Source organism: Planctomicrobium stercoris, assembly GCF_051465655.1.
Lineage (GTDB): Bacteria > Planctomycetota > Planctomycetia > Planctomycetales > Planctomycetaceae > Planctomicrobium.
In genome coordinates, this window is record NZ_CP195791.1 from 2,708,678 (window position 1) to 2,721,429 (window position 12,752).

The 12,752-nt window shown below is 57.5% G+C and carries 6 protein-coding genes; 1 reads left to right on the forward strand and 5 read right to left on the reverse strand.

Annotated features, from left to right (window positions below; translation table 11 throughout):
- Positions 1-249 precede the first annotated feature (249 nt).
- A complete protein-coding gene (locus SH661x_RS11135) occupies positions 250-936 on the reverse strand; it encodes a FadR/GntR family transcriptional regulator (protein ID WP_437230946.1) in 687 nt (228 codons plus the stop codon).
- Positions 937-1,664: 728 nt separating this feature from the next.
- Between SH661x_RS11135 and SH661x_RS11140 the strand changes: the two genes are divergently transcribed.
- The gene (locus SH661x_RS11140; protein WP_437230948.1) at positions 1,665-7,919 is read left to right on the forward strand and encodes an autotransporter-associated beta strand repeat-containing protein; all 6,255 of its coding nucleotides are present in this window, start codon (positions 1,665-1,667) and stop codon (positions 7,917-7,919) included.
- 161 nt (positions 7,920-8,080) lie between these two features.
- Here the strand turns inward: SH661x_RS11140 and SH661x_RS11145 are convergent, their stop codons facing one another.
- The 4 genes from SH661x_RS11145 to SH661x_RS11160 form a co-directional block, all read right to left on the reverse strand.
- Entirely contained in the window at positions 8,081-9,466 is a 1,386-nt protein-coding gene (locus SH661x_RS11145) for a sigma-54-dependent transcriptional regulator (RefSeq protein ID WP_437230950.1), read from the reverse strand.
- A gap of 17 nt (positions 9,467-9,483) precedes the next feature.
- Entirely contained in the window at positions 9,484-11,556 is a 2,073-nt protein-coding gene (locus tag SH661x_RS11150; protein WP_437230952.1) for a two-component system sensor histidine kinase NtrB, read from the reverse strand.
- Between the two features lie 8 nt (positions 11,557-11,564).
- The gene (locus SH661x_RS11155; protein WP_437230954.1) at positions 11,565-11,927 is read right to left on the reverse strand and encodes a hypothetical protein; all 363 of its coding nucleotides are present in this window, start codon (positions 11,925-11,927) and stop codon (positions 11,565-11,567) included.
- Positions 11,928-11,996: 69 nt separating this feature from the next.
- Positions 11,997-12,674: a PspA/IM30 family protein gene (locus tag SH661x_RS11160; protein ID WP_437230956.1), complete on the reverse strand. Its 678-nt coding sequence runs from the start codon at positions 12,672-12,674 to the stop codon at positions 11,997-11,999.
- Positions 12,675-12,752: the final 78 nt, after the last annotated feature.

Consider the following 12,752-nt stretch of genomic DNA (forward strand, 5'->3'; position numbering starts at 1 on the left):
CGGAGGGACGGAAGGAGGGTGAGGCAGCCTGTCTGAGACGCCCGACGGCATTTTCCGCGATGTTCACACCTCAGGTCAATCCATCAAAGACCACTGGTCGGATTTTCTGTGTGTTTCTGACAGCGCGTTCAGCTGGAAAATCACCGCCGTTTCCACCGATGTTCCGTGCAGAACGAACATCACGAAGGGGTGTCAGTCTCGAGGTGTCCTGCCCTGCCCGGTCCGGTCCGGTCCGGTCCGGTCGCACGGTCAGGACTCGATCCCGAGTCGGGCTTTGTGGCTTCCGATATGAATTCGCATCTCAGTGATGGCATCGTCGACGCGCTGGTCTCGCAGTGCATCGATAATGAGCTGATGCGATGCAATCCCGGCTCCCCATTCGGCATGGACGACGCTTTCGCGGAACCTTTGAAAGAAGACCGCCAGAATGTCGGTAAACGGGAGCAGCGGCGAGAATCCGCTGGCCAGCACCAGCTCTCGATGAAACTCGATATCGAGGGTAATGAACTGCTGCAGGTCCCGTCCATCCCGGAGTCTTGCGTTGATTCCGTTCAGACGTTCGTAAATCGCGGGATCCCGCTGCATCTCGGCACTCACGTAATGGAGCACCCCTGTTTCAATGACCGACCGACTCCCGATCAACTCGCTGAGCGAGACCGCCTGGAGTGCCGGATGAAATCCGATGCACTCCGTTACGTGCTCCCAGTTCACACTCCCGACCGTCAGCCCCAGTCCGGGCTTGGCCTGGACAATTCCCAGGTACCCGAGGGACTTCGTTGCTTCGCGGAGGCTCAGGCGACTCACTCCGAAGATGTTGGCGAGCTCTGTTTCCGTCGGTAGTCGATCCCCCGGTTTGAGATCTGAGTCGCGGATGTAGTTCTTCAGTTGATTCGCAACGACATCCCTGAGTTTGGTGCGTCCGACAGCCTTGAGCATTGATGTTTCTCCCCTGGACGACTGAGCAGCCCCGACTCTCGCATCTAGATTATCAGATAAGTTAACTTGGTCAACTGGCACTTGCCTTTCCGCCTTTCTCCCTCGAGACCGAGATTTCACCATTCTCGAAAAACAGTCACGCTCTGCACAGTTTCCCTGAAGAGGTGGAGAACTCCCCAGTTCAGAGACTAGGTGATCCGGAAGGGAAGTACTGCTCCGAGGCTCTGCACCAAAATGCATCCCATGGGAAGCAGCTTCTGATGCCATTCGCCGCACTCGCCCGGAAGGGTGAGTCTCATGCAGGCCACGCCATCTATCCACTTCAAATTTCGCGACTTACGGCATCTGAGGCGCATGCTGCAATTTCTGCTTGTAGGGGCGGGAGCTGGTTTTCCGGTTGTGTGCTTAACGCTTTTCTTGCAGAGAAATTCTCTTCGCCCGGATTTGCGGACAAGGTGTAGCGGTTATGGGGGTTACTGTGAGTTTCAGACCGGGGAATTTCCCACTGAGGACTGATTCATTCTGCGTCGATTGTAAGGACACGCCCTGATGGCTGCATCAATTCTATGCAGCTAAGTCAAAACGGAATTCTGATCCAGTGCGGGGGCATGCTGGGTCTGAAAGGGACTTCAATGAAGCGGGTAACAGGGAGGAAACTAGGTCACTGGTTGTTCCTCTGCATCTATCGTCGAACACCATGGTTGCTGCGGTTCGTTAAGTCCCCCGCGATGGGCACCGCAATTCTCCTGGGCGGTGTGGTCGTGGCTCGGGCTGGTCTGCCCGATGTCAATACGATCTATGTGACAAGCACAGCGGATACCAACGAAGAGGGAACCCTCCGTTGGGCCATCAATCAGGCCAATGCGTCGACCGGTGTCAACGACCGGATCGTCTTTGATCTGCCCCACGGACAATCGAAGATTACGTTGTCCGGAAATCTGCCCGTCATCACTCAGGATGAGGGATATCAGCTCACGATTGCAGGTCGTGGGCAGACAATTGATGGACAGAGCGAACATCAAGTCTTCTTCGTTGAAGAAGGAAACGTGGTCCTCGAAGGGATGACGGTGAAGGCCGGAAACGCCGTCGGAGGATCGGGAGGAAATGGCGGTTCTGCCGGGGGAGGAGGCCTGGGAGCCGGGGGTGGCCTGTTCGTGAATTCAGGCGCGGATGTCACCGTGAAGAGTGTGACATTCGTCAAGAATGAGGCCACCGGAGGAGCGGGCGGAAACGCCACCCTGGACGTGTCGGGGGGCGGTGGTGCCGGGATGCATGGGGATGGCGGAAATGCCCTCGCCGGCGGAGCGGGAGGAGGGGGAGGTTTTGAAGGGGACGGAGGCCTGGGAGCAGGTTCCGGCGGGGGCGGAGGTGGACAATACGGGGAGGGCGGTACGGGCGTCGTCGCGGCCGGCGGTGGTGCCGGAGGTAAGCAAGGTGACGGGGGGAATGGATACCTCGGAGGGGCCGGAGGAGGCGGTGGAGCCACCAGCAGCAATAATGGCGGCAACGGAAAGGTGATCGCTGGGGGCGACGGCTCAGGAGGAGGCGGAAAAGGGGGCGGCGCATTCGGTGGCTCCTCCGGGAAGAACGGATCCGCTAACGGCGGGGGCGGCGGCGGATACGCGACTGGCCGCGGAGGAAACGGCGGGATCTACGGTGGGGGCGGCGGTGGTGGTACTGGAGGATCGGGGGGTAATGCCGGAGACTTCGGTGGAGGTGGTGGAGGAACTGGAATCGGTGGAACCGGTGGAGCCGGGGGTGACTTCGGAGGAGGGGGCGGAAGTGCTCTCTCGACCGGGGGTGCGGGTGGATTCGGTGCCGGGGGGGGAGGAGGAACTCTCGGCGGCGGAGAAGGTGGCTTCGGCGGCGGTGACGGTGCTGGCGGACTTGGACAAGGGGGTGATGGCGGGGATGCTCTGGGAGGAGCAATTTTCGTTCGCGAAGGGGGGAAACTCACCTTCTCCAACAGCAACCTGTCCGGAAGCTCCACAACAGCCGGAACTGGGGGAGACAACCTGCTCTTCGGCTCCGGCGAAGACGGTTCGACTGCCGGAAGCGGTATGTACATCATGGGCGGCAAGGACACAGAGATCAATCTGAATGTCGACCGCAAGAAGTACAGTTCCATCAAGGATGACATCCACACAGACTCTCAACTCACCAAGACCGGAAAGGGAACTCTGAAGATTTCCGGTGACATTTCCGGGGACGGAAGTGTCAAAGTTCAAGACAAGGGAACCCTGATCCTGACCGGCGACAACTCCTACGAGGGAGGAACCGAAGTCAGCGAAGGGACCCTCGTCATCTCGAGCGATCGGAACCTCGGATCTCGGAAGGGGGATCTGGAACTCAATAAAGGCGGAACGCTCCAGGCTGCCGATGACCTGTGGATCAAACGGGACATCGAACTCGGAAAAGGGGGCGGAGAGATCGACACCCAGCGGAACGACGTCCTCATCACCGGGGAAATCGACGGCAAGGGTGGTCTCACCAAGACCGGTAAGGGAACCCTCACCCTCACGAACCGCGACAACGATTACAAAGGTGATACGACCGTCAATGAGGGAACACTGGCGATCTACAGTGACAAAGCCCTGGGCGATCGTCACAGCGACCTGAACCTGAATAACGGTGCGACGCTCCAGGCCAAGGATGACCTGTGGATCAAACGGGACATCGAACTGGGCAAAGGGGGCGGGACGATCGATACCCAGCGGAACGATGTTCTTATCTCCGGGGAAATCGACGGCAAAGGTGGACTCACCAAGACCGGTAAGGGAACTCTCACCCTCACCAACCGTGACAACGATTACAAAGGCGATACGACAGTCAATCAGGGAACGCTCGCCATCTACAGCGACAAGGCCCTGGGGGATCGTCACAGTGACCTGAACCTGAATAACGGTTCAACACTGCAGGCCAACGATGACCTGTGGATCAAACGGGATATTGAGCTTGGTCGTGGGGGTGGGAAGATCGACACCCAGCGGAACGACGTCCTCATCAGCGGGGAAATCGACGGCAAGGGTGGACTCACCAAGACCGGTAAGGGAACTCTCACCCTCACCAATCGCGACAACGACTACCACGGTGATACCGTTGTCGAACAGGGCACGCTCGCCATCTACAGCGATAAAGCCCTGGGCGATCGTCACAGCGATCTGGTCCTCAAGAACGGATCGACACTCCAGGCGAACGACGATCTGTGGATCAAGCGTGATGTTGAACTGGGCCGTGGGGGCGGGGAGATCGACACCCAGAAGAACGACGTTCTCATCTCCGGTGAAATCGACGGTAAGGGTGGACTCACCAAGACCGGCAAGGGAACGCTCACCCTCACCAACAATAAGAACGACTACCACGGCGATACGACCGTCAACCAGGGAACTCTGGCCATCTCCAGCGACAAGCAGCTGGGCGATCGTCACGGCGACTTGATCCTCAATAATGGTTCGACACTCCAGGCGAACGATGACCTGTGGATCAAGCGGGATGTCGAGCTGGGCAAAAAAGGCGGGGAGATCGATACCCAGCGAAATGACGTGGTCATCAGCGGGGAAATCGACGGTAAGGGGGGGCTTACCAAGACCGGTAAGGGAACTCTCACCCTCACGAACCGTGACAACGATTACAAAGGCGATACCGTCGTCAATCAAGGGACGCTGGCCATCTACAGCGACAAGGCCCTGGGCGATCGTCACAGCGACCTGATCCTCAATAATGGTTCGACACTCCAGGCGAACGACGATCTGTGGATCAAGCGGGATATTGAGCTGGGCAAAAAAGGTGGAGTGATCGATACCCAGCGCAATGACGTTGTCATCAGCGGTGAAATCGACGGCAAAGGTGGACTCACCAAGACCGGTAAGGGAACTCTCACCCTCACCAACCGTGACAACGATTACAAAGGCGATACGACAGTCAATCAGGGAACGCTCGCCATCTACAGCGACAAGGCCCTGGGGGATCGTCACAGTGACCTGAACCTGAATAACGGTTCAACACTGCAGGCCAACGATGACCTGTGGATCAAACGGGACATCGAGCTTGGCCGTGGGGGTGGGAAGATCGATACCCAGCGGAACGACGTCCTCATCAGCGGCGAAATCGACGGCAAGGGTGGACTCACCAAGACCGGTAAGGGGACTCTCACCCTCACGAACAACAAGAACGATTATCACGGCGACACCGTTGTCGAACAGGGGACACTGGCGATCTCCAGCGACAAGCAGCTGGGCGATCGTCATAGCGACCTGGTCCTCAAGAACGGTTCGACACTCCAGGCGAACGACGATCTGTGGATCAAGCGTGATGTTGAACTGGGACGTGGGGGCGGGGAAATCGATACCCAGCGCAATGACGTCCTCATCAGCGGTGAAATCGACGGACGCGGCGGACTCACCAAGACCGGCAAGGGAACTCTGACACTCACCAACCGCGACAACGATTATCACGGTGATACCGTTGTCGAACAGGGCACGCTCGCCATCTACAGCGATAAAGCCCTGGGTGATCGTCACAGTGATCTGGTTCTCAAGAATGGTTCGACACTCCAGGCCAACGATGACCTGTGGATCAAACGGGATGTCGAGCTGGGACGTAAAGGCGGGGAGATCGATACTCAGCGCAATGACGTTGTCATCAGCGGGGAAATCGACGGCCGCGGTGGTCTTACCAAGACCGGTAAGGGAACTCTCACCCTCACTAATCGCGACAACGATTACCACGGCGATACCGTTGTCAATCAGGGCACGCTGGCCATTTACAGCGACAAGGCCCTGGGTGATCGTCACAGCGACCTGATCCTCAACAATGGTTCGACACTCCAGGCGAACGATGACCTGTGGATCAAGCGGGATATTGAGCTGGGCAAAAAAGGTGGAGTGATCGATACCCAGCGCAATGACGTTGTCATCAGCGGTGAAATCGACGGTAAAGGAGGCCTGACGAAGACCGGTAAGGGAACGCTCATTCTGACGAATGACGACAACAGCTATCGCGGCGACACCACGATCAAGCAGGGAACACTCGGTGTCTTTGAAGATGAGGCCCTCGGGCATCACTCGAGCGATATCAACTTCGCTGGCGGAACTCTCAAACTGTTCGATGAGTTTGATTCGTCGCGTGACTTTGATTTCGCCCGCCGCACCAAATCGGGAATTGATACCAACGGCTTCGACACCGTCTTCTCGGGAGACTTCAGCGGCTCCGGCGATTTCCGCAAGCTCGGCGAAGGGATGCTGGAACTGACGGGTGACGGCTCGAAGTACAAGGGCGACATCGACGTCAAGGAAGGTGAGTTGAAGCTGAACACCTATACCAAAGCGTCGGTCACGGTCGAGCAAGGTGCCTCGATGAGTGGCCGGGGTACGGTGCAGAACCTGACCGTCGAAGGGGTCTTGCGACCCGGAAATTCGATCGCAGGGATGCAGGTGATCGACTCCTATCAACAGAAGAAGATCAAGGAATCGAATCCGACTGGCGGTGTGCTCGAGATCGAGATCAGCAAGGATCCTGAAGAGCCGACCGATACTGTGAGCGTTGGGGGTGTCGCCGACCTGGGAGGCACCTTGTCGATCGTCGCAGGTCACAAGAAGACCCTGTTCAACAATGGTCAGGAATTCACTGTTCTGACAGCGGGACAAGGCTTCAACGGGAGCCAGTTCGAGCAGGTGATCGACAACCTGGACTACTACGATGTGGTGGTCGGATACGGAGATGGACCGGACTGTTCTCAGTTCAGCTTCATCACCCTGAACCAGACCTCGGCCGACTTCATCAAGTATGCGAAGACCTACAACGAACAGCAGGTCGGCAAATACCTGGATGAACACTTCATCGGATCGACGGGAGACCTGCAGGATCTGTATCAGGAACTGGTCCTGATGAGCGATGAAGAACTCACTCAGGTCATGAATGAGATGGCCGGTCAGATCTACGGCACAACCGCCCAGCTGGCTGTGCAGAACATGGTGCAGACACAATTGATGCTTCGCCAGAACATCATTGGGTCGATGACCAACACCGGAAATCAGGGCTATACAAGCCTGACACCGCAGTCGGCCAATGAAGGAGCTGGGGATTTCATCCAGCTCGCCAGCTACCAGGATGTGGAAGACACCACCTACTTCGACTTCCGCGAGCGATATAACCCGGGAACCGAGCTGCGAGGCTGGGCCACCGGTTACGGGCTCGGCGGTCATACCGAGGGAGACGGCAATGCCAACTCCGCCCGGTATGGAATCGGCGGTACGGTGTTTGGGGTCGACCTCAGCCGTGATCAGCAGTCCCGAGTCGGTCTGTATGGCTCATACGCGAACATGAACATCCGCGTACGAGGGGTGAACCAGAACCTCGAGTCCAATGCAGCTCAGTTCGGTACTTACCTGTATCACGACGGCGACCTGTTCTACTCTCTGTTCACAGGCGGTATCGGCTTCAATGACTACAAGTCCAGCCGCAGCGTCATGGGGCAGATTGCAAGTGCCGACTACAACGGATGGCAGGCCAACACCTGGCTCGAAGAAGGGATGAAGTTCACGAACGGGTATGCAACCTTCAAACCGTTCGTTGCACTCCAGTACATCTTCGTCGGGCAGGATCCGTTCCAGGAAACTGGAGCAGGAATTCTCAACCTGAACGTCGACCGCATCAACACCAACGCCCTGCGTGGGGTTCTTGGATCGGCTCTGGCCACCGACTACTACACGCAGTCGGGACGGCGGATCACTCCGGAAGTCCGGGCACTGTGGCTGCACGAGTTCCTGGAACCGGAAACTTCGCTCAACTCGAATATGGTCGGGATTGGCGGTCCGAGTTTCTCGACACGCGGTGTCAACTACGGTCGCGACTGGGCGGTGCTCGGAACCGGGTTCAACTACGAAGTCTCCAGCCGGGTGTCGATGTACGCCAACTACGACTTGCAGTTCAACGACCGGCAGGTCTTCAACATGGGAAGCGGTGGTTTCCTGGTTGTCTGGTAATGAAGCAGATGCTGTCAGCAGGCGTCACCTGATGCCCTGCTGACAGTCAGGCTTCAATGTCAATGGTCTCAGATCGTCGAACACTCCTGCTGGATTGTTCGACGATCTTTTTTTATGGAACGAACGAGACAGCGGATGACATCGCGACACGCACGAGGGGATCACGACCTCGTCAACTTCAACTGGGTCATCTTTTGCTGAAGGCTCTGGCGATGCATCCCGAGCTTGCGGGCAGCGGCACTGACATTCCCGTCGTTCTGATCGAGCGCAAGCTGAATCATCGTCTTCTCGAATTCTTCGATCAGCTGTTGTTTGGCTTCGGTGAGCGGGAGATCGACGAATCTGGAGTAATCGAACGTGGTCCCCTGCGGCTCTGGCCGCGCCAGGCCCAGGTCTCGGGAAGTGATTCGATTGTCCTCCCGGAAAGCCAATGCCCCCACGACCGCATGTTCCAGCTCGCGGACGTTTCCCGGCCACGGATGGGAAAGCATGGCGTCCACGGCATCCGAGGTGAACTCCGGCAATTCGTCCGGCAGCGAGTGCTGGCTGTTCCGTTCAAGGAAGTAATTCGCCAGGAGAAGGATATCTTCCCGTCGGCTGCGGAGTGGAGGCACCTGCAGTTCGATGCCCCGGATCCGGTAGTACAGGTCTTGTCGAAATCCGCCGCTGGCCACGGAGTCTTCGAGATTCTGATGGGTGGCGCTGATCACCCGGACATCGACGGGGATCGACTTCGAACTGCCGACGGGCTGGACAAGACGTTCCTGCAGCACCCGCAGGATTTTGACCTGAGCAGCCATCGGCATGTCACCGATCTCGTCCAGAAACAGCGTCCCTCCATGTGCCTGTTCGAAGACTCCCACACGATCCGCATCGGCACCGGTGAAGGCTCCTTTGCGATGTCCGAAGAACTCGCTCTCGGTGAGTGATTCCGGGATCGCTGCCGCATTCACGGCGATGAACGGACCGTCGGGACGCGGGCCGAGCCGATGAACTTCTCGGGCAATCAGCTCCTTCCCTGCCCCGCTCTCCCCACGAATCAGGAGATTGGCAGGCGAAGGAGCAATGCGTTTCAGCTTCTCCGCAAGCAACTGCATCTGCCGACTGATTCCGAGTATCGCCCCGCTGGCGAAGCGTTCTCCCAGCTGATGTTGAAGCTGGTTCACCTTGCTTTGCAGTAGAATGCGATGTGACACGCGACGGGCGATGGCCCGGATCTGTTCCACTTCGAACGGCTTGGCGATGAAGTCGCTGGCACCCAGTCGGATGCATTGCACAGCGTCATTCACGGAACTGTTGGCTGTGACGATGATGATTTCGGAGTGACGTTCTTCCGGTCCGAGTTCGCGCAGCAGGTTTTGCCCATTCAGCTCCGGCATCTGCAAGTCGAGGAAGACAAGATCCGGCCGCTGGTTTCGTATCACCTCGAGTGCTTCACGCCCATTCTCTGCCTCGAGGATCTGGTAGTCCCCCTGCGCGAGGGCCCGTTTCATCCCGAAGCGGGCGGGCGCTTCGTCATCGGCAATCAGAATGCACATCGCGGACATGCCGAAATCTCTTTTCTTCAAACGACAGGGAGATGAATGGTGAACGTTGTTCCGACACCGGGCTCGCTGCGACACGAGATGCGCCCCCCACATTCCTGAATGCGGCGGGAAACCACATAAAGTCCCAGCCCTGTGCCGGAGTCTTTCGTCGTCACCAGCGGCTCGAAGAGATGCTTCTGCACATGCTCATGCAGCCCGGGCCCGTTGTCCGCAACCTCGACTTGAATCCCGCCATCGACCGACCGGCAACGAACGTGCACCCGTCCGCCCTGTCCAGATGCTTCGACGGCGTTCATCATCAGGTTAAAGAAGATTTCTCGAAGGGTCGCGTCGTCCACAGGAACTGCAGGGAGACCGGGCTCAGTGACCACGTGAATCTCGGCCTGCTGTTGACGGGCCAGATGATTCAGGAGTTGCTGTGTGCGTTCAACGGCCAGACGGAGGTCACCTCCCCCTGAACGAGTCATCGGTGTTCGCCCAATCTCAAGCAGTTGATTGGTCGTCTGTGCGAGCCGATCAATCTCTCCGATGATCAACCGGAGATCCTCCGAGTGTCGGCTGTCGGGGCCAAGTTCTTCTGCCATCACGGTGGCAATCGACTTCATCGACGACAACGGATTCTTGACTTCATGGGCAATCGAGCCCGCCATGAGTCCCAGGGCAGACAGCTTTTCATGCTGAGTTGCACGCCGTTCTGCGATTGTGCGTTCTGACTGCAATTGCCGGTTCTGCAACGTTGCGGCAAGTTGTTCCACCAGCAGAGCAAGCGCACTGAGTTCCTCACTTTGAAGTGCCTGATGAAAACCGCGTGCTCCAATCAGCAGCAGTCCCGTACGGGGAGGCGACTCGAACTTCAGGATCGCAACGACATCTTCTGACTGCAGGAACTCCAGTACTTTGAGATTCGGGGCGTCATAGCGGGTACAACAGGTCATGTGCCAGTGCTGCATCTCTTCAACCAGCCAGAACTGCGGTTCGCCAGGATCCTGCTCTGGGGCAGAACAACCGCCAAACAGACTTCCGTCGGCATTGAAAAGTTGTCCGCGGATGAACGCAATTCGAAAGTTCTTCCGGGCTGACTGAACGAACCATTGGAAGATCTCCGTCACGTTTTCGCTCGGATGAGCTGCCAGTTGAACCGAGAGCCGCCGATGCTGGTCCCGCTCGAAGACGCGCGAATTGATGAGAGACTGTGCCGCTTCGGAAACTCGCTGTCGCAGCGGCTGATAGAGGAGAATCAGCCCGAAGGCGAACACTCCTTCCACCAGACCGAAGTTCACCCGGAACTGATCCTGTACGGTGTTTGCCAGATCATGGGTCAAAACCTGATGCAGCAACATCACGCACGCGACAATCGCCCCGTAGGTCAACGTTCGTTCCACCATCAGCGGCAGGATGCGGAACCTCAAGACAAAGTATCCGAACACGATCGTCGGGATCACCGGCGACATGGCCACGCACGTTTGAATCCAGCGGGACGCCTCCGGCATCGCCCTCACTCCCCAGACCATGCAGAGAATGTTGAACAGCGTGATCCCCACGAGTGTCCACGTCAGAGCCTGAAAAAACTGACGGACGCGCGGGTATTCCATCCGGGATCGCAGCCACCACAATCCCCCCGCGACAATCAGATTCACCAGGCTGGACCACGCGAGATACGGACCCGCGTAATCTTTCATCAATTGCAGGAAGGGTAATGTCAGGTCGGTTCCAAGCTGTCGACTGATGGGAAAGATCAGCACGACCGGCAGATAATAAAGACAGCAAAACGGATTGGAGCGGGCTGGCGGTTTGATCCCGCATTCGATGTATCGATGCAGCCCGTGCAGCATGGCTGAAGGCATAACCAGCAGACCCAGACACATGATTGTCATGCAGACCCACTGCGCCTGCAGCGCGAGCGGCCCGACCCCATTCGCCAGTAACACATAGACAAACAAGCCTGCGTGCCACAGACAGACACCAGTGGTCAGAGCCAGCATCCAGACGCGGATGTGAGGCCAGTTCGGCCGCTCGAGCATGCTGAGCAGGAGCACCAGATCGAGTATAGCGGCTGTGCCATAGGCATAGAGCTGCACATTCTCGATCATCGAAATCCTCATGGCGCCAAAGAACGTTCATCGGCCATTGTTTCAACTCCCTTCCAGATTTGCACGTCCGCGATGAACAGTCGTTCCACCTGACGATTCACGCTCCAGAGAAGAAGAACGTCGCGCTGCGTGCGATCGCAGCGGATCGTCAGTCGGGCCTGAGCGGATCCCGACTGGCAGATCAGAATCTTCTCCGAATCGCCATCCACCTGAACCCGTTGCTGAATGACGGTCCAGTCGCATTCCTCAATCGTAATGACATCCCCAGGGGCAAGCTTCCAGATCTCCCGGATCGTTGGGGAGATTCGAACCCGGTCCGAATTCCACCAGCTGCCGACCAGATCCCACAGCGATCGATTTAATGACAACATCGTTTGCATATTGATTCCGTTCTTTTCTTCAGTGGAATGAATCTCGACATCACCACCCGCAGATTGGATTCAGGCATCCTGAATCCGGTTTTTGAGCGCCTGAAGTTCCTGTTCAAGTTTCTCTGTTCGTCTGTCAGCATCGAACTTTCTGGCCAGCTCCTCCGCATCAGGATCACGACCATCCAGCCGTTCGAATGCTTCGGCCATCGCTTCTGAGCGTTCCACTTTCGCTTCCAGCTTGTTGAACTGAGCAAATGCGGAATTGCCGGTCGCCCGGTCGAGGGCGGCGGAAACCCGCTGGGCACTTTCCGCCCGCACCATGCGTGCGCTCAACAGGGACTGCTTCTGGCGAGCCTGCCGGATCTTATCCTCCAGATCCGTGACGGCCCGTCGCAGTTTGTCGGTCTGCTCCAGTTGCCGGGCATGTTCCTGTTCAAGCCGCTCTGCCCGTTCTTCGGCGAGTCCTTTCTGATCCAGGGCCGCCTTCGCACTGGCGTCATCCTGCTTGAGCAATGCCTGACGGGCACGCTCCAGCCATGCGTCAGCGTCCATGCGCGACTGTGCCACCCGCTTCTTCAGCAGAATTTCATCCGCCATCGCACCGGCGACGCTCTTGCGAACCGTCTCAAGTTCTTCCTCCATGTCGATCACCAACTGGTGCAACACGCGTTCAGGGTTCTCGATCGAATCCTTCAGACAGGTGATGTTCGATCGCATGATCAAGGTAAACTGCTTCATCCAGCTCATGATGAGGGCCTTTTGAAAAGGGGTCAGGGAAAAGGGGTCAGGGGACGTTTAGCTGCACACTTCATGTGTGCAGTTCAA